We start from the raw sequence: 23,232 nt of genomic DNA, 5'->3' as shown, positions 1-23,232 counted from the left end.
CAGCGTGAACCTGCGCCTGACCGGGCTCGTAAAGCGTTATGGGCCCGTCACGGCGGTCGGCGGGGTCTCCCTCGAGTTGGAGGAGGGCACGACGCTCGCACTGCTCGGACCCAGCGGTTGCGGCAAGAGCACCCTCCTCAGGCTGGTTGCCGGACTGGAGGTCCCCGACGCGGGCAGCGTGCGCCTCGAGGACCAAGACCTTACGCAGACGCCCCCCGCGAAGCGCGGTTTCGGCATGGTCTTCCAGGACTATGCCCTGTTCCCCCACCTCGACGTCGCGGGCAACGTGGGCTTCGGGCTCGTGGAGGCCCGGGTCGCCCCGGCCGAGCGCAGCTCCAGGGTGGCTGACCTGCTCGAACTGGTGGGCCTGGCCGGCATGGGGCGACGCAGGGTTCACCAGCTGAGCGGCGGGCAGCAGCAGCGAGTTGCGCTCGCCAGGGCCCTGGCGCCCTCACCCCGCCTGCTCCTGCTCGACGAGCCCCTCTCGAACCTCGACGCCAACTTGCGCGAGTCCTTGAAGCTCGAACTGCGCGGCATCCTGCAGGGCCTAAGGACGGGGGCCATCTACGTGACCCACGACCAGGGAGAGGCGTTCACGGTTTCCGACCGGGTGGCGCTCATGCGCGAGGGCGTCATCGTTCAGACGGGCGCGGGTGAGGAACTGCTGGACCAACCCGGAGATCCGTGGGCGGCGCGCTTCCTGGGCCACGACAACGTCTTCGAGGGGGAAAGCGCCGCCCTACTGCCGGTCGCGTCCCGCGCGGTGCTCCTACGCGCCGACCTCACGCGCCTCCTCGAAACCGGCGAGGGCACGACGCCGGTTACCGTCCTGGCGGCCGCGCGCGACGGCCTCGCGTGGCGACTCACCCTCGACGCCCCGGCCTGGAACGTACAGCTGACGTGGCGCGGCTTCGACCGCGAACTGCCGTCTCACCCGGCGCCCGGCTCGACGTTCGGACTGCTGGTGCCAGGGGACGCCTGGCGTGACCTGGAGAGGAGACCATGAAAGGCGAGCGACTACCGCATAAGACGGCCCTCGTGCTAGCCGGCGGCACCCTGCCGGCGACCGGGCTTTGGCCCCTGCTGCTCGAGGGGCGAGACCTGGTGATAGCCGCCGACGGCGGGCTGGCTCACGCCCGCGTCCTCGGCGTCGAGCCCGACCTCATCGTGGGCGACTTCGACAGCGTGGAAGCGGGCGACCTGAGGCGCTATGAGCACGTACCCGTCGAGAGGCACCCGCCGGAGAAGGACGACCTCGACCTCGAGCTCGCACTGAGCGCGGCCTGGGAGCGCGGCGCGGACCACGCGAACGTGGCCGGGGCGTTCGGCGATCGCCTCGACCAGAGCTTCGGCGCCCTGCTCATCGCTGCGCGGCTGGTGGCCTCGGGGCGGAGCTTGGCGCTGTTCGCCGCCAACCACGAGGCACGGGTCGTGGCGGCGGGAGGGTCACTCACCCGCGAGTTGCACCCTGGCACCACCGTCAGCCTCCTGGCCCTGGCGGAGGACTGCGTGGTGTCGACGTCCGGCGTCCGCTACCCGCTGCGCGAGGCCGCGTTGCCGATGGGCACCGGCCTCGGCTTGTCGAACGCCGCCACCGGGGGGCCGGTAGAGCTCGCGGTTCACGCGGGCGTCGTCGCCCTGCTGGTGGAGCACCCGCCCGACGAGCCGAAGCAGGCCATCTGGGGCGCCCAGGCGGAGCGCATAAGCGCGGCGCTGGCCGCGGCGGACCCGGACCTCGGCGCCCTGGTGGAGCGTGTTGCCTACGGCGACGTGTTCGCGCGGTCCGGGCTGGACCTGGCCGCGCGCGAACTGATCGCCTTGGCGCTGCTCTTGGCGGAGGGTGACGTGCAAGACCTTCCCACGCACCTGCGGGGCGCACTGCGCGTAGGCGCGAGCGAGCGTCAGATCCGAGAGACGATCATCCACGCGGCCATGTTCGTCGGCTTCCCGAAGGCGCTGGCCGCCATGCGGGCACTGGAGCGGTTCCTGGGCGACCGCTGACCTCAGGAGCCCGCGTGCCCGCCGGGGGCCACGATTACTGCCTCGTGCCGGCGTCCCCCTCGAGGAGCCGACCAAGCACGCCTAGTGGCTTGCTTCTGCCCGCTCGGCGGAAGCGATCTTGCCCGCGAGCACTTCCTCCGCGGTGCCGGCGCGGTTCTCCACCGAGCTCGTCCACTTCCCCCACCGCTTGGGATCGATCACGTCACCGTTCTCGCCAAGCTTCTGACGACGGCGTTCGTCCTCCTCGGTAAGGATCTGGCCGGGCAGCAACTCGAGGTGCTTCACGTCGGCGGCCGACATGTTCAGGCCCTGGCTCACGCGCTTGCCGTAGTCGTCGTGGATCAGGAAGAAGTGCCACAACATGCGCTCCTGCACGTCGCGCTCGCACTGGGAGAGGTTGTCGATCATGTTGTGCACCAGGTCGTCGCGCTCCCACTGCAGCATGGTGTCGTAGCGCCCGCGCGCCTGCACGTAGTCGTTGCGGCGCTCGATGATGGCGCGCGTCACCTTGCCGCGCACCTCGGGTTGGTCGTCGGGCCCCGCCTCTTGCGCCTCGTGCAGGCCCCCGTGAATCGACGGTTCGTAGTTCACGTGGGGATTCTGCCCCGGCGCCAGATCACGGCCGTAGGACATGGGTCCACCCGTCAGATGCGTATGCACCCGGCCGTTAACGCCCTTTGGCTGGTTAACGGGCAACTGCAGGTAGTTGCTACCCACCCGGTAGCGCTGCGTGTCCGAGTAGGAGAACGTGCGGCCCACCAGCATCTTGTCGTCGGAGAAGTCGAGGCCGTCGACCAGCACACCCGTACCCATGGCGATCTGTTCGTTCTCGTCATGGAAGTCCTCGACGTTGCGGTTGAGGGTCATGACCCCCACGTGGCGCAGCGGGAACTGATCCTCCGGCCAGATCTTCGTGTCGTCCAAGGGGTCCCAGTCGAGCTCCGGGTGGTCGTGGTCGTCCATTATCTGGACGAAGAAGTCCCACTGCGGGTAGTGCCCCAGCTCGATCGCCTCGTACAGGTCCTTCGAGGCCGAGCCGAGTTCCTTGCCCTGGACCTTCTCCGCCTCGGCCTGGGTGAGGCTCACGACGCCCTGACGCGGGTGCCAGTGGTACTTGACCAGCACGGTCTGCCCCTGGGCGTTCACCAGCTTGTAGGTGTTCACCCCGAAGCCCTCCATGTGACGGTAGCCGGCGGGGATGCCCCGCGGGCTGAACAGGTGCGTCAGCATGTGCATCGACTCGGGCGACTGGCTCATGAAGTCGAAGATGCGGTTCGGCTCCTGGCGGAAGGTCACCGGATCGGGCTTGAGGGAGTGGATGACGTCGGGGAACTTGATGGCGTCGCGGATGAAGAAGATCGCGAGGTTGTTCCCGACGAGGTCCCAGTTCCCGTCCTCGGTATAGAACTTGACGGCGAAGCCCCGGGGGTCGCGCGCGACCTCGGACGAGTCGCGGCCGCCGATGACCGTCGAGAAGCGGACGGCCAGCGGCGTCTTCTTCCCCTGCTCCTGGAACAGCTTGGCGCGGGTGTACTTGGCCGCAGGTTCGTCACCGATCTTGCCGGTGGCCTCGAACTCGCCGTAAGCGACGAAGCCGCGGGCGTGCACCACGCGTTCGGGCACGCGCTCCCGGTCGAAGTGGCTGATCTTCTCGAGGAACTGGTAGTTCTCCAACGTCGCCGGTCCCCGGCTGCCAATCGTGCGTTGAGCTTGATTGTTGGTGACCGGATGCCCTTGACGCGTGGTCAACGTGGAGTCGGTGCTTGCTTCACCGCTCGAACGTAGCCTGTCGTGACCTTTGACCGACGCCTTGTGCTTCTTGTTGTCGTCCATGGCTCTCGATTGCCTCCCTTGACGTTCATCGACCTTCGCTCTGCAGACGTCCATTCTCCCAGAAGGCAGGGCGCACGGCAGTTGCACCGGCGACTGGTTGCACTTAGAAATGTCCGCGGCTAGCGATAGGCATTGCAATAGGCATTAGTGGTTGGACCATGAACTGAACTTTGGCGTTCCGTAGTAACCACGGCTGCTACTGGGCTCATACGCGAACAACTGCGCAGACTGCTCGGAGCGCTCGGCATGGGCGAGGTTCCCCGCCTCCCGCCGGACTCTTGCGACGGCGCCCACGCTACGGATGCCCCCATGCCCGCCCTCCCCTTATACTCGCCGCGTGAAAGCGGCGGAGATCTTACCCAGGTTGGCGGAGCTCTCCCTCCCCAACGGCGATTACGCCCTGCACTCGAGCGCGTCGCTCGTCTTGCGCGGCATCCTGGAAGAAGCCAGTGACCTGGACATCGTCGCGCGCGGGGCCGCCTGGGACCAGGCGTTGAGCCTCGTAGCGGCCGGGAAGGCCGTGCTGGATGAAGGGCGCCAGGATTCACGGGTCAGCGTCGGCGAAGACGTCGAGATCTATGATGGTTGGCTGGGAGAAAACGCCGATACGCTGGTGGACCGCGCCGAATCGGTGCTAGGCGTGCCGTGCGTCCCACTCGAGGACGTCATCGCCATGAAAGAGAAACTGGACCGGCCCAAGGACCGGGAGCACCTGGCGCGCATCCAAGAGCACCTGATGCGCACACGCGAGCACCGCGGGTAGGGAACGCCACGGATGGCTTGCGGCGGCGTCATGCTCGATCAGGTCATGCTCGATCGGGGGGAACTACTGTCCCCCGCCGAGGATCTCGTCGACCTTGGCGGCTGCCAGGGCGAAGTCGGCCGGCAACTCATCTCCGAACGCGCGTAGTCTCTCTGCGCCGGCCGCGGCACCCCCGAACGACACGCTCGTAGCGGTCACCGCCGCCCTTAAGGCGCCGGCCACTCTCGAGGCGGGGATCACGTCGGCCTCGAGCGCCACCCCGACGAGCACGAGTCGTGCGCCCGTGTTGCTCGTCGCAGTTATCCAGTCCTCCACCGGCAGGTTCTTCCCCAGGTACAGAACATCCAGCCCGTGACGCCTCAGTGCAACGGCGTGGGCAAGGGCGCCGAGCTCGTGGTGAGACCCGGGCGGAAGCCCGACGAGGACCCGGGGCCGGGGCGAGTCTCGCGCTGCGGCCTCGTACTGAAGGCCGAGCCAGCGCAACGCCGCCGCGGCGGCCATGTGCTCGCCCGCGACCGAGACGGTGCCGTCCGCCCACGCCTCTCCCAGGGCGCGCAAGGCCGGAAACAGCCGGGCGGTCACTGCGGCTTCGAACGACCCAAGCGCGCCCAGCCCGTCGAAGAACTCCCGAAGGGCTGCAGGGTCCAAGGCTGCGGCCGCATCCACGAGCGCTCTATCTGCCCCCGGTGTGGCCTCGGTGGCGTGGGTCTTCACGGTTGCCGCTCCGCCTCCGCCGTCCACTGCCCGGGAGGCCGGCCCTGGATCATGTGAGTCGAGGTGGAGCGCCGCCTCCAGGGGCCTGTAGCCGCCGGCGACGAGTCGCCGCATGCGCGCCAGTCGCTCGATGTCGGTGGCGCTATAGAGGCGGTAGCCGCTCGCGGAGCGCGTTGGGCTCACCACGCCGTAGCGCCGCTCCCACGCCCTGAGCAGGTCGGGGCTGAGTTTCGCTCGCTCGGCTGCTTCCTTGATAGTGAACATGTCCTGAGCCTATGCCTTAGACGCGCCCTTGACAAGCCCTAGTCATCTCTGTATAGTCTAGACAAACCTTGGACAGACGGTCCGGGGTTACCCATAGGAGGAAACACCATGCGTACCGTCAAGCTGATCTCGCTGCTGCTCGTGATAATAGGCGCCCTCAACTGGCTGCTCGTCGGCCTCTTCGGCTTCGACCTCGTAGCCGCCGTCACCGGCGACTCGTTCGGTCAGAAGAACGCCATCTCGTCCATCATCTACACCCTCGTCGGGCTCGCCGGGATCGTCATGCTCCCGAGCCTCTTCGGCGGCGCCGAGACCTCGTCCGGCACGGGTGTGCACGCTCGCTCGCGCGTCTGAGGGTTCGGCCCGCGCGCCGCGTTGACTACGGGCGACCCTCCTGCTAACGTAGCGCGCATGACGTGTGCCTACGCCCTCGCCACCCAGGCCAATCCGGATCCAAGGCGGCTCAGGGCCTAGGCGCGATCAGGGCACCCCATAAGGACCCCCGAGGCGCGGCCCTCGGGGGTCCTCTCGTTTGACGCACAACAAGCGGCGGCACTCGAGCCCCAGCCAGGAGGCAGGCGATGACCAGCAACGAGTTGGAAGCAGGTTCGGAAGCGTTCTCGGGCGCGGCCCCCGGGAACGCCGTGTCACGGGTGCTGGTCCGTGACCTGGCGGCGCACGACGGCGAACGGGTTGGCCTCCAGGGTTGGATCCTCACGCGCCGCGACCTGGGCGGGATCCGCTTTCTCCTGCTTCGCGACCGCAGTGGCGTCGTGCAGTGCGTGCTCGAGGGCATCGACGTGCCGCTCCACGAGAGCTGCGTGCGCCTGACCGGCAAGGTGGTGGCCCACGCGAAGGCCCCGGGCGGCTACGAGGTGCAGGCCGACTCCCTCGAGACCCTGAGCGCGGCGACGCTGCCGCCCCCCGTCGAGCTTTCCAAGGAGGAGTGGCACGCCAACCCTGAAACGCTGCTCCAGTACCGCCACGTCACGGTCCGCAGCCCCAAGAGCCGCGCGGTCCTCAAGGTGCAGGCCGAGCTGGTACGCGGCTTCCGCGCCTACCTGGACGGCCAGGACTTCACCGAGATCTTCACTCCCAAGCTCGTCTCGGCCGGCGCCGAGGGGGGCGCCAACCTCTTCGAGGTCGACTATTACGGCCGGCGCGCGTACCTGGCGCAGTCGCCGCAGCTCTACAAGCAGATCATGGTGGCGGTGTTCGAACGGGTCTACGAGACGGCGCCCGTTTACCGCGCGGAGAAGAGCCACACGCATCGCCACCTCTCCGAGTACCTGTCGCTCGACGTCGAGCTGGGCTTCATACAGGACGAGAACGACGTGATGGAGCTGGAGGAGGCCCTCCTCAAGAGGATGCTGGCGGGCGTGGCCGAGCGTTGCGGCCCGGAACTCGCCACCCTAGGCGCGGAACTACCGGACTACGAGGTGGCCTTCCCGCGCATCGAACTCCTCGTGGCCCGCGACCTGGTGGCCGACCGTTACGGGCACGTCTCCGGCGGCAAGGACCTCGATCCAGAGGCGGAACGCCTGCTGGGCCGTTGGGCCAAGGAGGAACACGGCTCCGACTTCGTGTTCGTGACCAAGTACCCGCAGGCGGCCAGGCCGTTCTACACCTACCCCCTCGAGAACGGCCTCACCCGCGGGCTGGACCTCATCTTCCGGGGCGTCGAGATCACCTCCGGCGGGCAGCGCGCCCACCGGCCCGAGGTGCTGGAGGAGGAACTCCGCAAGCGCAACATGGACCCCCAGGCCTTCGCCGATTACCTCGAGGTGTTCAAGCACGGCATGCCACCTCACGGGGGCTTCGCCATAGGCGCCGAGAGGCTTACGGCGCTGCTGCTCGGAATCCACAACATCCGCTTCGCGAGGGCCTTCCCGCGAGACGCGCAGCGGCTCACGCCCTGAGCGGCGCCCTGAGCCGCGCCCCGGGCGGCGCTCGTAGCGCTGCGCCATCTCGGCCGGCGGCGCCCTCATTGATGGGTCTTTGACGCCTTTCTGGTAGCGTTGGTCACGGAAATCACCCCGATCGTCCAGCGACGTTCGTTGCGGAAGAGGAGCCACAATGTTGCGTAGACCCATAGTCGCCCTGATCGCCGTTGCCACCGCCTTGCTCGGTGCTTGCGCCCCCACGACCGAGGTCACCGCCGGACCCGCCGCCTGCGTCTCGGATCCGATACCGACCGTGGCGGTCGTCGACTTCCAGAACACGTCCGGCCAGGGTGGCGGCGTGAGCGTAGTGGGCGTCGAGGAGGCCGCCACCGCGCGCCTCATCACGCTGCTCAAGGAGTCCGGCTGCTACGTGATCGTCGAGCGCAGCGAGCTGCAGACCATCATCGAGAAGCAGGGCATGGAGTCGCTCGACCCCGTCGCCCTGGCCAAGGCGGCCGGCGCAGGTTACGTGGTAACAGGCACCGTCACCCGCGCCACCGTTGCCCGGCCCGGTGGCAGCCTGTTCGGCGTCACCCTGGGCGAGACGAAGGCCCAGATCGAGGTCGACGTGCGCGCCACCGACATCGTGACCGGCGAGGTCGTCGTGTCGAAGAAGGGGTCGGGCGAGGCCATGAGCCCGAACATCAGCGTGAGCAACGTCCCGGTCGCTGGGAACGTCAGCTACAACGACCCGACGGTCGGTCCCCTGTTCGCCGAGGCGGCGAACTCCGCCATCAACCAGGTGGTGGCGGCGCTGCGCGCCAAGTTCTAAGAGCCCGGGTAACCATGCCTGGAGCGGGCCCCATCTCACGGTGGGGCCCGTCACTCGTGGCTATGAGGAGCGCGCTTCCGGGCTAGTCGCCGCCCATCAGGTCGGCCACGCCCGAGGCCAGCAGCGCCACCGCCACCTCGAGCCCGCGCTCGTCCACGTCGAAGCGCGGATGGTGGTGCGCCCAGGACGTGTCGGGACCAGAGCTCGTACCCACGAAGAAGTAGCAGCCGCGCGCCTGCGAAAGCCACAGCGCCATGTCGTCGCCGCCCATGATGGGCGCTTGTAGCGTCACGTTCTCGTCTCCCACTACCTGGGCGGCAACCTTGCGGAACCGCTCAACGGACGTGGGGTCGTTCACGACGGCTGGCGTGCCCTCGGACCACTCCTGCTCCAGTGAGCAGCGGAGCAGCTTGGCGGTCGCCTCGGCCACCTCGAGGATGCGGGCGCGGAGCCTCGCGCGCGTGCCTGCATCGAACGTGCGCAGCGTGCCCTTCAACTCCACCTCCTCCGGGATGATGTTGAAGGCCGTGCCGCCATGGAAGCTCGTGATGCTGATGACCGACTGGTCGATCGGGTCGGTCTCGCGGCTCACCAGCGTCTGCAACGACAGCACGACCTGCGAGGCCGCGACGATCGGGTCGATGCAGGCGTGCGGATAGGCGGCGTGCCCACCGCGTCCCTTGACGACCAGGCGGAACGAGTCGGTGGCGGCCATGGCCGGCCCTTCGCGCACGGCAACGGTTCCCACCTCGTGGTTGCTCGAGAGGTGAAGGCCGATCACGTGATCGACGTCGAGGCCGTCGAGCGCCCCGTCTTCGAGCATGGCCCGCGCGCCGCGCACGATCTCCTCCGCGGGTTGGAACACAAACACCACGCGGCCGGCAAGCTGTGCGGCGCGCGCCAGCACGATCTCAACCACGCTGAGTAGCACCGCCACATGCCCGTCGTGGCCGCAAGCGTGCATCTTGCCAGGTGCCCGGGACCGGTACTCCACGTCGTTCTCTTCGGTCACCGGCAGCGCGTCCATGTCGGCGCGCGCCATGACGGTGACGCCCGGTCTGCCCGTATCGAACACGGCCACCACGCCGGTGCCGCCGACGGCCTCCCGCGGCTCCAGGCCGAGTTCGCGAAGCCGCGCCGCAATGATCCCCATGGTGCGGCGCTCCTCGAAGGCCGTCTCCGGGTGCCGGTGAAGGTCACGGCGGGTCGCTACCGTCTTGGGCTGAAGCTCGCTCGCGAGGTCGACGATCGTTCTCATGCCCGTCAGTCTAACGGAGCGGCCGGCCGGAGCCGGCGGGCCGGTGGGGGACGATTAGGCCCGCTACCGTCAGGCTGACCAACGGCTCAGGCTGTAGCCGCGTCGCCCTCCAGCGCCGGGCCGGCGTCCCTCTGGTCCTCCTCCGCCTCGACCTCCGCGGGGGCGCGACCGACCGACCCCACCGCGGCCGCGGCCTTGCGCCCGAGTTCACGGAACTTGTCGCTCGCCCCGTCGAGCTTGGCCACCCACTCCGGGTTCGGTTCCATGGTGGCGGTGGCGCCATGGTAGGCGAGGAGCGTGGCGGCGAGCGAGATGGCGTCCGAGAGCGCGAGCTTCAGCATCCAAGCGCCTATCAGGACGCCGATGCCCAGGGCCGGCCCGAGGTTGGGCGCAGCGGCGCCGATGGCCAGCGCCGGTAAGCCGAGGATCAGGAGGAAGATGACGAACTCGGCGTAGCTGAGTAGCGCCAAGACGACGGCGTTGGCCAAGATGGGCTTCCACGCCTGGGCGTAGAGCACGACGCCGTCCTTGGCCACCGCCCACACGTTCTGTTCGCGCTTGGCGTAAGCGCGCGACAAGATCGCCTCGTCGACGTAGGTGGTGCTGAGGATGGCAACGCGCTCGAGGAACTTGCCCAACGAGTCGACTCCGGGCACCGGCAGGATGGACACGATACGGGTGAACGTTCGAACGACGAACTTCGTGATGCCCCCAACCAGCAGGCCGACGCCGAAGAGGATGGAGGTGTCTGCGAAGCGGCTCATGACCTGCTTGCGTCCATACTCGAGCTGGCCCGTGACCGGACCGTTACCGGTGGTGATGAACTCGGTCATGACCGCCGTATGCGCCGCCCGCAACAGGTGGAACCAGTACTTGCCGGCCAGGTCGACGATCCAGAAAGCGCCACCGACGGCAGCGATGAAGATGATGACACCGAGCGGCGCCCAGAGCTTCGCCAAGAGCAAACCGATGCCGATGAACAGCCCCGCATAGATACCGAGCCCAAGGCCCAACACCAAGTAGCTGGCAAGCCTCACCCAAACGATCGGCAGGGTCTTGAGGACCAGTCGAATGGCCTCACCTAAGTAGATCTTCGGCATCCGCGCCTTCCCTTCCTGGTCGTCACGGCACCGTTGCGGTTCGAGAAGCGCCGCGTCCAAGGTAATGGACCGGCAACCCCGCGACCTAGGGCGGTGCAGTCACGCTAATAGTGACTTCTGCTGCCAAAGTTACACGAAGGGGCGTCAACGCGCCGTCAACGTCCGGCCGTAGGTGAGTCGGGTCCCGACCGGTGGGGAGTCAGACCCCTACCGTTGGTGAGCCGGGCCCCGACTGGTAGCCGGGCCCACTCCCGGCCACCAAAACCTCTCGACTCAGCGCCTAAGTCAAGGCTCACGAAGCGTGAGCCTCACGTCCCTCTCCCCCGGCACCCTCACGGCCCGGAACTCCTGCACGGGCGAGACGAGCACGCGCACGTCGTACACCCCCATCTCGAGTGACACCGGGTCCGCCCCGACCCGGCCCCGCGCTACGAGCTCTCCCGACTTGGCATCGAACACCTCGAAGGCCGGGTTGAGCGCCTCGGCCACGGCCTCGCTCAGCGCCTCGAACGAGCCGACGTCGACGTAGGTCGCTCCCACGTCGGCGGCTAGGGCCTGGAACACCGCCAGGGCTTCCGGCTCGAGCCCCAGGGAGACGATGGCGAAGTCCACGGGCCCGGAGGCGCGCAGCTCCCGCACGGCGGCGGCGGGATCGCCGCCGCACGATTCCTCGCCGTCGGTTATCAGGATGACCGTCCTCGCGCCGCCGGCCTGCGCGAGGTCATCCTTGACGGCCAGCAGCGAATCCGCGATAGGCGTCTGCGACAGGAGTTTCGGCTCTATCGCCTGAACCACCGCAGCCGCCTTGGCGCGGTCCAGCGGCGCCAGCGGCAGGTCCAGTCGCGTCTCGCAGGACGACGGCTTGATGTGCCCGAAGGCGCGCAAGGCGAACGGGGTCTCCTCAGGGAGCACCTCGTTCACGAGTTGGGTCAGCGCCCGCTTCGCGGCCGTGATGCGCTGTTCGCCACTCGGCAGCTCCTTGCCCATCGACCCAGAGGCGTCGAAGACGATCTCCACGGCGGCCCTGGCAGCGCCCGGGGCCGCCTGCACGGAGAGGCTCCCGGGTCCGGGAAGTGGGGCGGCTCGCGTGTTGAGCATCAGAACGTAGCGCTTGGGGCGACGCAAGACGCACGAGGCGCGGGAGAAGCCTGCGTCGAAGTCGCCTATGCCGGCCGCCAACGAGTAGATGCCGGAGTTGACGTCCGCCCAGTCCTGCATGAGGTCTTGAGCGTAGTCGCTGCCTCCCGAGCTGATCTCGAAGGTGAAGATGCGGGGTCGTACCCGTTCGAAAGCCGCCCACAGGTCGGAGGTGATGGCCTGGCTGGGTGACTCGGCGTCCGTCATGAGCAAGATGGCGCGGGTGCCCTCTCGGTCCTCCAGCGCCTTGGTGGCCGTGAGCAGTGCCGTCTCGGAGTTGCTCGAGTCGGCCTCGCGGTCGAACTCGACGATCGAGCGCTGCACGCGCTGTGGATCGCTGGACCAGAAGGGCAACAGCCACTTCGGGGCAGGGTCGTCGAAGGCGAGGAGCTGAACGGCCTCGCGTTCGCCGTTCACGCCGGCGGCGAAGCTCGCGAGCGAGTTGTAGGTGATGGCCTGGTAAGGGCTCACGGAGCCGCTCGTGTCCCAGCTGAACACCACCGTCCGCTTGGGCTCCCACAGGTGGAGGTAGTAATCGCCGGGGTCGGCGAAAAGCGACAGCACGACGTCGTCGCCCTCGAAGCGCTCGTCGAAGCCCACCTGGTTGCCGCTGGCATCCACCAGCTCGTACAGGTAGAAGATCTGCGGGTCACCTGCGAGGGTGAGCTCCAGGAAGTTCTGGCCGGCGGGGATGGTGAGCCGGTACCAGTCCTCGTCGACGGCCACTTCCACGGCCCCGCTTACCTGCTCGCCGCTCCTGAGCGGGGTCGCCGACTGAAGGGTGTCGTTGCCCGCATCGGGAAGCTCGCGGCCGACCGTGACCGGGTTCAGGTACTCGTAGATCGCGTCCCGCGACATGGCGCCCCACTCGCCGAGGGCGGAACGGTACTCGTCGTCCGGCGCCCGCTCGAACACCCGCAGGACGTCGGGCGGGCTGAAGTAGCGGCCCGGCTCACCGTCGTCCCCGTCTACCTTGGCCGCCGTGAACTTCAGGTAGCGGGCCCACACGGGCTCGGCAAATTGCAGGGTGGCGACACCGTTTGCATCGCGGCGCAACGTCCAGTCGGCCAGCGGCGCCCATGGCCCGGCCCCGCCCGTGAGGCTCACCTCGACGGTGGCACCGAGGAACGGTGCCCCGTTGCGCGAGCCCGTGTCCAATTTGTCCTGCCACTCGATGCGCGTCACCTGGGCGGCGCGACCGTCGTGGAAGCCGACGACGAACGTGAACGCCTCCTTGCTCCTGAGATCGACGGCGCTGGCGCTGCCGTCGTCCCCGGTGATCAGCGAGGCTCCGTGGCTACCGATATACGGGTCACTGGTCACGACGTGACCGCCCGCCTCAGGGGCCGCAAGGTTGACCTCTCCGAAGGTTGCGTCCGGGGCGGCGATGAGCTTCCATTCGCCCAGGTAGGCGTTGCTCGAGTTCCGTTGTGAGCTGACGAAGACGAGGCGCGCGTAGCTGGCCGTCACCGGCGCGTCGAAGACGAAAGCCTGCTCGACCGCCGACGCTTCCAGGACGCCGTCGAAGGCGGGCGTGAACTGCCGGCCGTCGAGCGAGGTCTCGATCCGGAAGGCCTTCAAGTAGTCTCCGGCGCGGGCGTCCGAGCGGGGGTCGAGCGTGGCCCCCAACAGGGTCACGGGCCCGTCCCCGGCGAGGCGGTAGGTGGGAGAGTGGGAGAGGTGCAGGTAGCCGCCGCCGCTCGGTCCGACGCGCCCGTCTATCAACTGCCGGTCGCGCCGCTCGTAATCGGATGCGCCGAAGAGGGCGGCGCCGAAGTCCGGCCGCAGCGCGTCGAACCTACCCAGCAGTGAGTCCGGCAGGGGCCAGGCGGCGCGCGGGTCCACGGGTTGCGCCTCGCACCTGGCTGCCGCCACGACGTCTGCCGCCGCGGAACCCTCGGCACTGACCGCGGAAACCTCGACCCTGAGGGGCAGGTCGTCACGCAGGTCGCGGGGAACGAGGACTTCCACCGGCACGGCGCGGCTCTCGCCCGCGGCCAGGGTCAGCCCGGCTTCGTAGGAGAGGCCCACCAACGGGTTGTTGCTCGCGGCCTCGAGGCGAACCTCCTGCGGCGAATCGGTGCGGTTCTCGACGGTGGCGGTCGCGACGAACGCCTGACCCTCGTGCCAGAAGGCGGCCAGCTCGTCGGCCGAGGACTCCAGCGTGACGTTCAGGGCCCCGGAGGCGCGCGGCGCCAGCAGCTGCGCCGGGTCAGGCACTCCGTCGAAGCTCAGACGCGCCTCGTAGCGGGAGTTGACGTAGAGGCGCAACCAGGTGCTCTCGCCGGCCGGGATCGTGCCGCTCCAAGCGCCTCCCTCTTTATCCGACTTGCTCTCACTGAGTTGTAGGCGGCCGCCCTCGTTCGTGAACATGACGTCGGGCCGTTGCGAGGTCCCCTCGAGCGTCAGCCGGAACACCGTGTCCTTATCGAAGACCGGTAGGCGGTAGAAGTCGGGGTCCCCACCGAACTCACCCGCCTGGCCCGTCCACTCGAGCTCCGCGGGAAGCGTGGAGGCGGTGCGGATATCGTCGTTGGGCTCGGCGTCGACGGGCGGCAACAGGTTGTTGGGGAATGTCAATCGTAGTTGGTAGTACCCGTCCGATTCGACCTCGGGGCTCCGCAGGAACAGGCCATGGTTCCCCGCCAGGAACTTCCGCTCGTACACGGCGGGGCCTCCCTCGTCACCGTCAAGCACCAAGAGCCACCCGACATCGTCCAACCTTATGCCGATGGGTAGGCCGCCTTCGGGTGGCTGAAGTTCCAGGCGCACGTACTGGTCTCTCGCTAGGAAGAAGCGGTAGTAGTCGTCGCTGCCGCCGGTGAGGCGCCCGACGTGAACCTGGTCCGGGATGAGCCTCATCGCCCGGCTGGCGTCGTCGTTCGGCTCGAGCTCCAAGATCCCGGGTGGCGGCGGCGGGCCGGCCACCAGCGGCGCCGCCTCCGGCGCGGCGGCGGCCTCCTCGGCGGGCTCGGTGGGGGTACCGGGCGCTGCCGGGGAGAGCGGCTCGTCGGGCGCGGGACCGGCTGCTGCTCCTTGCGTGGCCACTGGGGCGGGCCCGAGCGCCAGGACCCTCAGGGCATACTCGCCGCCTTCGCCCAGCACCTCGAAGTAGTGAGTCCCGGGCAATAGCACGAGGTCGTCCAGGCGTAGTCGGTTCGTGCCCGAGGCCCTGGCCAGCTCCTGGCCCCTGGCCGTCTGCTGCGTGAGGCGGGTGGCGGTGGGTCCGACCAGTTGCACTCGGTAGAGCTGCGCCTCGCCCGTCACCTCAAGGCGGTAGACGTCGGCCTCGTAACCGTCGAACTGGCCGCGCACCTTGCCGTTCTCCGGGATGGGGCTGGCGCCCGCCGGGGTGTCGTTGGGCTCGAGCTCGTCTCCAATGGCCGCCGCCGGCCTCAGCGCCATCCGGTACTGCACGCCGTCTGTGCCCTCGACTAATAACCTGTACGTTCCCTCGACCAGCGAGAGCCCATGACGAGTGCCGCCCACGCTGCCCCGCCCGGACATCATGAGCTTGGTGCCCGCGGCGTCCATGAACGTGTAACTCAGCTCCGAGTCAGGGTCGAAGTCGAAATCGTAGATCCCCGCGCCGTCCTCGGGGACGTCGATGCGGAAGTAGTCACGCCCGTGAAGCGTCGCCCGCATCTCTCCCGCCACCGGGAACACGGTGGCGGTCTGCCAATCGTCGTTCGGTTCGACGGCCACGCCGTCGCCGCGGATGCCCTGCGACTCCAGGCGCAGGCGGATCATGCCGCTGGCGCCGACCACCCGCGCCACGTAATCACCGACCCCCAGGCCGAGGCCAGGAAGCCGCACGCGGCCGTCCGCACCGGCCTTCCCTTCGGCGATGACGCCGCCGGGGCCCTCCAGCCGGAGGCTCGGCGCGGTGCCCAACGCGGCCCACAGCTCGAGCCCCCAGACGCGGCCGGCCTCGGCCTCGCCCAGGCTGAACTTCTGCTCGAGCTCGCCGTCCACCGGGCCGTACAGGCCGAACTCGCCGGTGTAGCTCCTGGAGCGGGAAAGCTCGTCGTAACGCTCATCTGCGTCGCCGTACCGCAGCACGCTCACGGGTCGGACGTTGGCTACGTACTCGCCGCCGTTGCCGCTGTTGGATAGGCCCAGGAAGTAGGCCCCGGGCTCGACCAGGAACTGCTCGGAGACGGCCGCGGCGCCCCCCTGCGTGCCGATGTCGAGGAGCTTGTCCACCGCCGTCACGTCCGAGCCGTTCTCAGCGAACGTCACGCGGAACAGGTCCAGCTTGGTGAGGCTTCCGCCCGGGCCCACCAGCTCGATCTCCCAGCGATGAGCTGCCTGCTCCTCGGAGACGTCCCAGCGGAAGGCGTCCTGGTCGCTGGCGCTGACGTCCCCGGTAAGGCACAACCCACCGACCGAGTTGCCCCTCGCGGGCCCGAGCATCTGCGGTCCGGCGCCCGTGAGACGAGTGGCGGTGGCGGGCGTCTCGTTGGGTTCGAGCTCGTAGGTGCACTGCTGGGCGTAAGCGGCGCCCGCAGCCAGCGCCAGGGAGAGCAGCAGCATCGACGCCGCCCGGCGCCACGGCCTGGTAACCAGCCCGAACCTTGCCGACTTCGTTCTTGGGGCCAGACTCGTAGCGACCACTATGTTCTCCTCAACTGAAGGTTCGGCCGCTTCCTCGCGGCACGGGTGAGACTCGAACGCGCAGCCGTTCGGCGTCCCCGGACCCTGGACGACCGGCGACGTCGCGCGGGTAGGGGCACGCGTTCATCAGGCCAGGATGCAACTACGCGGCCCGCTGTCGCCGATAAGCTTATCGACCCACGTGCAAGGCCCACCGAGGAAGAGCGACGGAACGCCCACCCCTAGGTCCAGGGCCAGGAACGAGCCTACGGCGACTCCTTGTTGCACCAAGACGGTGGCGCCTCCGAAAGCGGCAGCGATGCCCACGCCGATGCCCGTGAAGATGGCGATCCCCGTGACCATGTCACAGATGCAAAGTATGAGGTCGTCACCCTTCTGGGTGGCGCACAGGGCGGCGCCCGGCACGGCCAGCGCGGCCGCCAGCGCGAGGCTCGGCGACAACTCGACGAGGAACTCGGTCAACGCGCTGCCGTGACCGCCGGTTCCCATTCCGAGCGTCACGCCCGTCAGTGGATCCACCCGCCAGTAACCGAAGGCTTCGTCCGCGCCCGGTTGGGCAGCGGCGTAGACCAGGACGTTGCCGGCGCTCAGGTCCCGCTGCATGGCCGGAAGCGCTGCGGTCGGCGCGCCGGAGGCCGCGAGTTCGTCCTCGCTCTTCACCACCTCGAGAGGCGCCCCGGCTCCGAAGACCGAGTACGCGCTGGCGACCGCAGGATCGAACCTCTGCATGTAGAGCCTCTCGACCATGGTGTCCCAGGCGCCGGCCAGGACCGCGGCGTCCGGATCCTCCGTAACGCCGGACGGCCCGTCCACGAGGAACCTGCGGCCGCTGAACATGATGTCTACGCCTATCTCGACCCCGACCGAGTCGCCGACGGTAAGCGCCTGCCGTATCGACACCACCGTCGGTTCTGCCCGGTAGGCGACACCGCCCGCGCCCGACGCCGAGGCCTCGAAGAGCGCCATCAGCAGCAACTGATCGCGGCCCCTCACGTCCGCGAAGGCCGTTTCCAGGGCCGACGCGTCGGGCTGCCGGACGAGGCGCTCCATCGCTTCGACGTAGAGCATGCCCTGTGCGGTCGTGTCGAGCGCCAGGAAGTCCAGCGGCAGCGAGCCTCCCGTGACCATGATCTCCATGTTCGACAGGATGCCGTTCAGCAGCACGCTCTCGTCCAGCAGGGCCGTACCTCCCAAGGCGCGGGCGTCGCCGGCGCGCCGGTCGAAGATGTAGCGTCTCTGGCGGCTCTCTTCGCCTCCCGGCGCGACGTGGACGACGTCCACGAACTGTGCCGTGAGCGCGAAAGGCTCGTCGTCCGCCGGGCCGTCGTTCCCGAGGCCCCCCAACGCCCCCGTCGCCTGGTTGAGCTTGCCCGCCCCCGTCTGGAACACGCCCGCCATGGGGCTGGCGGCGTCCTCAGGCGACAAGAGGTTGCCCATCGTGTCGAAGGCGCGCGCTCCCGGCGCCATGGTCCCGTTCAGCAGGGGAACGAAGAACATGGTGTCGCCGATGCTGCCGGCGATCTCCTGCAGGCTCGCGCCGGCACCCTGCCCTAGCGGCGAGTTGGCCACCGACAGGTTCACGCCGAGCATGTTCGCCACGGGTCGCTCCCACGGGGTCATGAGCGGCTCCTCGGTGAAGACCTCGCCCCGCTTCCTCTCGATCCCGACCTCGATCCGAAGCCGGTGCTGGAAGCGGTCTGGGACGGAGCCCTCGAGGTACTCCTCGGCCACGACCGCGGACGGGCTCGGCTGAGCGCCGAACGCGGGGTGTAACGCGCCCCACTCGTCCGTGGCGCCGAGCCGGTACTCGACCCAGGCGTACTCCCCTGCCTCGTCCACCAGGTCTGCATGAGTAGCGCCCCGCAGATCGAAGCCGGCGCCGGCGAGCGCCTGGATGAGGGCGCCGCTCGCCGCGACCGACTCCTGATAGCGGTCGCTGGACGTGACGTCGACGGCGGTCAGCGCGCGGCCGTACTCCACGAGTCCGGCCTCGCTCACGCCGCCCGCCTGCGCCAGTTCCGCTAGGCGGTCACCGCCGATGGCGGTGGCGCCGGGCGCCTCCACCGGCTCCAGGACGCGAGCGAGCAGCCGCTCGGCGTCCTCGGCCTCGAGCGTGCCGACGGCGATGCGCGAATCGTAGCCGGCATCTTGCAGCAGTGTGGCCAACAGCAACGACAGGTCGAAGGCGTTGCCGGCGCCCGACACGAGGGTCCCCTCGGGCCCCCGCAGCACGCCCCGGTAGAGTTCGAAGCCGTAGCCCGTTGCCACGGCGTCGCCGATCTCCGTGGCGTCCATGAACGCGGCGTCCAGCCGCAGGGCGTCGAGATCGAAGCGAGACCCGTCGACTCCTTCCCGCACGACCTCGAGCAGGCGCCGCTGACGCGCCAACTCTTCGAGGGCGGCGTCCGTTCCGCTGCCCTGTGCCAGCGCGCTGGGCGCCCAGGCGAAGGCGAGGAAGCTCGCGAGGACTACGCCGAGAGGCCCCCTGAAGCGGCCGGGCGGCCGGGCGGCGCGCGCAGGGCGGTCTGGCGTGAGGGCGCCTTTCACAGACCGAACACGGCCAGCGGCATGTACTCGTCGAGTTCGTCGACGTAAGGCGCCACCAGCTCCACGTTCTTGGGAGGGGCTTCCTGCAGGCCGGCGTTCTGCGTCTCGTCTACTTCGCCCTCGGACAGGGCCGTCAGGTCGAGTGCGTGGTAGCCGATGCCGGCGGCCTGATACACCTCACGGCGCACCCAGGAGTACTCGGCCAGCGAGAAGCCCTCGGCGTTGAGCGCCTTGACCTGCAACTCCTTCGCCTGAACCACGAGGCGGATGATGTCGCCGTAGGCGTTGATGACCTGGCGGACGCTCGGGTTGCTGTCGTCATCTACGAGTTGCGAGTACTTGCTCTCCAACTCCGCCGCCTTGCCCTTGAGGCCGGCCGACACCGCGCGCGTGACGTTGAGGTAGCGCTCCACGTCGCTCGCCTTCAGTTCTCCGTCCGTGGGGGCCGTGAACGACCGCTTGTTGCTCACTCGGCCTTCGATCTCGGTGATGCGGCCGAGTTCAGTGGCGGCTTTGACCGTGTTGGTCAGGGGCCTGATGATGTAGAAGTAGGCGGCGCCGCCACCCACGACGATGATTGCGATCGCCACGATGAGGCAACCGAGAGCGAACTTCTTCTTCATTCGACTTCCTCCTCGAGCTGTGCGGTGCCGGCCATCCCGTCGAGGCTGGTCAGGTACTTGACCAACGCCTCCGTAGCCGTGAACTCGTGCAACGTCCCGTCGACGACGTCCCTAAGAACCGCGTGCCATCCCGGCCTTTCTCCCGACTCGCACCAGACCTTCAACAAGAACCTGTGACTGCTGTCCTTCACACTACTCCCTCGTTGCGCCACGGCTTGAGTGGCAGAGCCGGAACCAGCGTGCTCGCGCTGGCACCTGGCGCGTTAACGGTCGAGAAGAGCGTAGTCGAAAGGGTGTCAACGGGGTGTCAAAAGTACGGCGGATGGGGCCAACTCAAAGCTGCGGCAACCGCGGCTACTACACGGCGGTGCGCACGGCGAGTCATGCAACCACACGTCATCGTCACGGTTCCTGGCGTTCGGCGGCCGGCAGGGACAGGAGGCCGGAGTGCCACCTCAGGGGTGCCTGGAGCAGCGTGCGCCTGAGTCTCGCCGGGAGGCCCGCGGCTTGCTCTTCCAGCTGGACCGCGACGGCCGCGTCAACCGGTGCCGGCGTGGCGCCGGTCGCCCGGCCCTCGAGCACTGCCTCGAGCGCTCGCGCCAGGAACAGCGCGAGGGGCTGCTCGACGATCGTCACACGCTCGGGCCGTGAGGTGACCTCGGTGCCGCACACCTTCGTGGGTGGTATCAGCCCGGCCCCCACGAGACGCCAAAGTGCCTCCTCCGAGGCCGCGAGGACCGCCGCGTCGGCTCCACGCAGCAGGCCCAACCGCAGCCTCACGATCTCCCCCACGAGTTCTTGGTGAACGCCGGTGGTGCCGGCGGCCCCTACCAGTGCGAGCTGGTCCGCGCTGAACGAGAGGTCGGCGGCGAACAGCGCGAGTTCGAGCCTGAGCCAGGAGACCATGCCGTGAAGCCGCGCTCGTTCGAGTTCGGTGGCCGCGGCGGCCGCCTCGGGCATCAGCGTCGGCTCCAGCCTGGCCCTTACGAGCAGCTGCTGAGCCCCGAGGGCGAGCAGCTTGCGCTCGTCGCCCAGCTCCCCAGCCACCGCCAGGGCGGAGTCGAATCCGGCTACGGCCGCCTCGAGGTCACCACACTGCGTCAGGATCTCGGCACGCTGTTCGGCGACGCGCATGGCCAGCCGCTCGTCGCCGAGTTCCGCCGCCAACAGCCCGACCTCCTCGGTCGTGTTCCAGGCAGGCCCGAGCTGCCCCTGGCGGGCGTAGACCACCGCCAAGTTGACCAGCATCTCCGCCTCGTGGCGCCCTCCTCCCTTGTGCCTGGCCAGCGCGAGCCCCTCGCGCAAGTGCTTCTCGGCCCTTGGGTAGTCGCCCAGGCGCTCGGCGCTGGCGGCGAGGTTGTTGAGGGTCGCGCTCACGTCGAGGTGGTTGGCGTTACGGCGGGCAAGCGTGAGCGCCTCGTCGAAGTGGCGGTGCGACGCGTCCAGGTCGCCGCGTAAGGCGTGGATGCTGCCCAGGTTGTTGTGGGCGCGGTAGCGCTCGACCTCGTCAACCGCTTCCAGGTTGTAGGTGAACGACTGGGCGGCGCCGTCCAAGTCACCCGCGAAGAAGTGCGCGGCTCCGACCACGTTCCTGGAACGCGCCACCAGGCCCGTATCGCCGATCCGCAACGCGACCCTTAGCGCCGTGAGCGCGCATTCGACGGCAGCTCCGACGTTGCGTTGCGCCAGCAGCAGTCGTGCGCGCCTGACGTTGGCCTCGGCCAGCGCCGAGTCGCTCTGGGACTCCCAGGCCAGTCGCTCCACCTCCGCCAGCAGCGCCTCCTGCAACCCGAAATCGGCGCGGCCGGCGGCGATGCCCTCCAGGGAGAGGCACGCCTCAAGCCTCAACCCGGGCTCGTTCGCCGACGCCCAGAGCGTCAGGTAGAGGAGGTCGACGGCGTCGGTCTGTCGGCCCCGCTCCAGCGCCTCATGCGCGGCCTTCAGGCCCCTGCGCGCCGCCTCGACGTGCTCGCCCGCGGCCAGCAGATGACGCGCCAGGGCACCCTGGTCCGCGGCGTTCTCGGCCAGCATGACGGTAGCGATGCGCTCGTGCAGCAGGCGCCCGAGCGCCGCCGGCAGGCCCTTCAGGACCTCGTCTCTCAACCCGGGGCTCACGCTCAAGTGGCCGTCGACGCAACCGCGGCTCTCCAGCTTGGCAAGGTCGGCGGCGAGGTCGAACGCCGGCCGCTCGAGCACGCGGGCCAGGCCGTCCACCTTCAGGGCCCCGCGGGCCAGGGCCAAGGCTTGGACGATCCGCCGCTCCGCGTCGCTGAGCGCCGCCGGCGTCAACGTCGGCGCCAGCGCTTCGCCGCGCTCGATCTTGCGCGCCAACGCCTTGGTCTGCGGATCCGGCTCGCTGCCGAGTTCCCCCTTCAGGCGCGCCGCGAACCGGGCGTAACCGGCCAGAGCCTTGTCGGCCTCGCCGGCCAGGTAGGTGAGCCTCATGGCCGACCTCTCGGCCGACCCATCGTAAGGGTCGAGGTCTCGTAGCCTGTTGACGAGTGCTAGGGCGCTCTGAACGTCACCTGCGCCTTCCAGTGCCGCCGCGGACACCGACAACGCGCCGCGAACCAGGTCGGCGGTCCGCGCACGCTCCCCTTCCAACCAGTCGAGGTAGGGGTCGGGCAGGCCGTCGCCCACTCCGGCGAGGAACTCCTCCCCCTCGAGGGCGCCGACCGTCTCGAGCGGCGCGTCATCGGCCGCTACCTCCAGCCCCTCGATGTCGCTGACCGCGAGGACGGTTATCTTGGGTCCGCCGTCCACCAGCCACTCCCTGGCGCCCGGCAGGGTGCGCAACTGGTAGAGGGCCTGCCGCACGTTGGCGAGCCTCCCGGGCCCCCACAGGAGTGTCGCCAGCTCGTCGCGCGCCACGGGCCGCTCCTGCGTCACCAGGTACGCCAGCAGGGCCAGGGCCTTGGCCGAGGCGGGCCGGACCTTCACGCCACGGTGCAAGAAGCGGGGTTCTCCCCATAAACGCGCCTCGAGCGGCGCCTTGGCGGCGTCGTCCGTGCCGTCGCTCAACCGCTTGCCTCGCGCGGCCGTTCCTCGAACAGCGGCACTTCACGCACGTTGCGCATGACCACGTGGCACGACCGGCACCGCGGTTCGTAGCTCTCCGAGGCGCCCACCAGCACGGTCGGGTCGTCGAAGTGGGCAGGTTTGCCCAGGATGAGCCGCTGCGTGCGGGTGGCGGCCATGCCGCAGCGGCAGATGGCCGTGAGCTTCTCCACTACCTCGGCGCGGGCGATCAGTTCGGGCATCGGGCCGAAGGGCTCGCCGCGGAAGTCGAGGTCCAGGCCGGCCACGATCACGCGAACGCCGCTATCGGCCAGGCGCTCCGCTACGGTCACCACGCCCGCGTCGAGGAACTGCGCCTCGTCGATCGCAACTACCTGCGTGCCCTCGAGCAGCCGTGCGCGCAGCTCGGCCGACCCCGAGACCAGCTCGGCTTCCAGTGTGCGCCCGTCATGAGACGCCACCGCCAGCCGTGCGTAACGGTCGTCCATTGCGTGCTTGAAGACCTGCACGCGCTGCCGGGCGATCATCGCGCGCTTCACGCGGCGGATCAGCTCCTCGCTCTTGCCCGAGAACATCGGCCCGGCGATCACCTCGACCCAACCACTGGAGTAAGTGTGGCCCAACGACATGGACGCCATGCTA

Annotated in this window: 16 protein-coding genes; 6 read left to right on the top strand and 10 right to left on the bottom strand. The window is 68.9% G+C overall.

The features are described from left to right. Window positions 1–4: 4 nt before the first annotated feature. Both ROY82_03175 and ROY82_03170 read left to right on the top strand, forming a co-directional pair. A complete protein-coding gene (locus ROY82_03175) occupies window positions 5–1,006 on the top strand; it encodes an ABC transporter ATP-binding protein (protein MDT3681469.1) in 1,002 nt (333 codons plus the stop codon). After that, a complete protein-coding gene (locus ROY82_03170; protein MDT3681468.1) occupies window positions 1,003–2,001 on the top strand; it encodes a thiamine diphosphokinase in 999 nt (332 codons plus the stop codon). The genes ROY82_03175 and ROY82_03170 overlap by 4 nt, the downstream gene beginning before the upstream one ends. Before the next feature lie 81 nt (window positions 2,002–2,082). Here ROY82_03170 and ROY82_03165 read toward each other — a convergent pair whose 3' ends face one another. Further along, entirely contained in the window at window positions 2,083–3,834 is a 1,752-nt protein-coding gene (locus ROY82_03165) for a catalase (GenBank protein MDT3681467.1), read from the bottom strand. Between the two features lie 337 nt (window positions 3,835–4,171). Between ROY82_03165 and ROY82_03160 the strand changes: the two genes are divergently transcribed. Next, a complete protein-coding gene (locus tag ROY82_03160) occupies window positions 4,172–4,597 on the top strand; it encodes a hypothetical protein (protein MDT3681466.1) in 426 nt (141 codons plus the stop codon). Between the two features lie 63 nt (window positions 4,598–4,660). On the opposite strand, the gene ROY82_03155 is transcribed toward ROY82_03160, so the two are convergent. After that, window positions 4,661–5,575 (bottom strand): MerR family transcriptional regulator, encoded by a 915-nt coding sequence (locus tag ROY82_03155; GenBank protein MDT3681465.1) that lies wholly within the window; start codon window positions 5,573–5,575, stop codon window positions 4,661–4,663. A gap of 108 nt (window positions 5,576–5,683) precedes the next feature. Between ROY82_03155 and ROY82_03150 the strand changes: the two genes are divergently transcribed. The 3 genes from ROY82_03150 (at window position 5,684) to ROY82_03140 (ending at window position 8,290) form a co-directional block, all read left to right on the top strand. Then, window positions 5,684–5,929, top strand: a complete 246-nt coding sequence (locus tag ROY82_03150; GenBank protein ID MDT3681464.1) for a DUF378 domain-containing protein — start codon at window positions 5,684–5,686, stop codon at window positions 5,927–5,929. Between the two features lie 227 nt (window positions 5,930–6,156). Next, window positions 6,157–7,494, top strand: coding sequence for an aspartate--tRNA(Asn) ligase (gene aspS, locus ROY82_03145; protein ID MDT3681463.1), 1,338 nt, complete (start codon window positions 6,157–6,159; stop codon window positions 7,492–7,494). 157 nt (window positions 7,495–7,651) lie between these two features. Beyond that, window positions 7,652–8,290, top strand: coding sequence for a CsgG/HfaB family protein (locus tag ROY82_03140; protein MDT3681462.1), 639 nt, complete (start codon window positions 7,652–7,654; stop codon window positions 8,288–8,290). Window positions 8,291–8,372: 82 nt separating this feature from the next. Here ROY82_03140 and ROY82_03135 read toward each other — a convergent pair whose 3' ends face one another. The 8 genes from ROY82_03135 to ROY82_03100 form a co-directional block, all read right to left on the bottom strand. Continuing rightward, window positions 8,373–9,548, bottom strand: a complete 1,176-nt coding sequence (locus ROY82_03135) for a M20 family metallopeptidase (GenBank protein ID MDT3681461.1) — start codon at window positions 9,546–9,548, stop codon at window positions 8,373–8,375. A gap of 86 nt (window positions 9,549–9,634) precedes the next feature. Continuing rightward, a complete protein-coding gene (locus tag ROY82_03130) occupies window positions 9,635–10,648 on the bottom strand; it encodes a hypothetical protein (GenBank protein MDT3681460.1) in 1,014 nt (337 codons plus the stop codon). Window positions 10,649–10,933: 285 nt separating this feature from the next. After that, window positions 10,934–16,402 (bottom strand): VWA domain-containing protein, encoded by a 5,469-nt coding sequence (locus ROY82_03125; GenBank protein ID MDT3681459.1) that lies wholly within the window; start codon window positions 16,400–16,402, stop codon window positions 10,934–10,936. 126 nt (window positions 16,403–16,528) lie between these two features. Further along, on the bottom strand, window positions 16,529–18,949 hold the full coding sequence (locus tag ROY82_03120; GenBank protein MDT3681458.1) for a hypothetical protein: 2,421 nt from the start codon (window positions 18,947–18,949) through the stop codon (window positions 16,529–16,531). After that, entirely contained in the window at window positions 18,946–19,572 is a 627-nt protein-coding gene (locus tag ROY82_03115; protein MDT3681457.1) for a hypothetical protein, read from the bottom strand. The genes ROY82_03120 and ROY82_03115 overlap by 4 nt, the downstream gene beginning before the upstream one ends. Continuing rightward, on the bottom strand, window positions 19,569–19,763 hold the full coding sequence (locus ROY82_03110) for a hypothetical protein (GenBank protein ID MDT3681456.1): 195 nt from the start codon (window positions 19,761–19,763) through the stop codon (window positions 19,569–19,571). Before ROY82_03110 ends, ROY82_03115 begins: the two co-directional genes overlap by 4 nt. Before the next feature lie 211 nt (window positions 19,764–19,974). Then, complete coding sequence (locus tag ROY82_03105) at window positions 19,975–22,593, bottom strand: tetratricopeptide repeat protein (GenBank protein MDT3681455.1); 2,619 nt, start codon at window positions 22,591–22,593, stop codon at window positions 19,975–19,977. After that, window positions 22,590–23,219, bottom strand: a complete 630-nt coding sequence (locus ROY82_03100) for a thymidine kinase (GenBank protein MDT3681454.1) — start codon at window positions 23,217–23,219, stop codon at window positions 22,590–22,592. The genes ROY82_03105 and ROY82_03100 overlap by 4 nt, the downstream gene beginning before the upstream one ends. Window positions 23,220–23,232: the final 13 nt, after the last annotated feature.

The organism is Truepera sp., assembly GCA_032027045.1.
Lineage (GTDB): Bacteria > Deinococcota > Deinococci > Deinococcales > Trueperaceae > JAAYYF01.
This window is presented reverse-complemented; position numbering and strand designations above follow the sequence as displayed.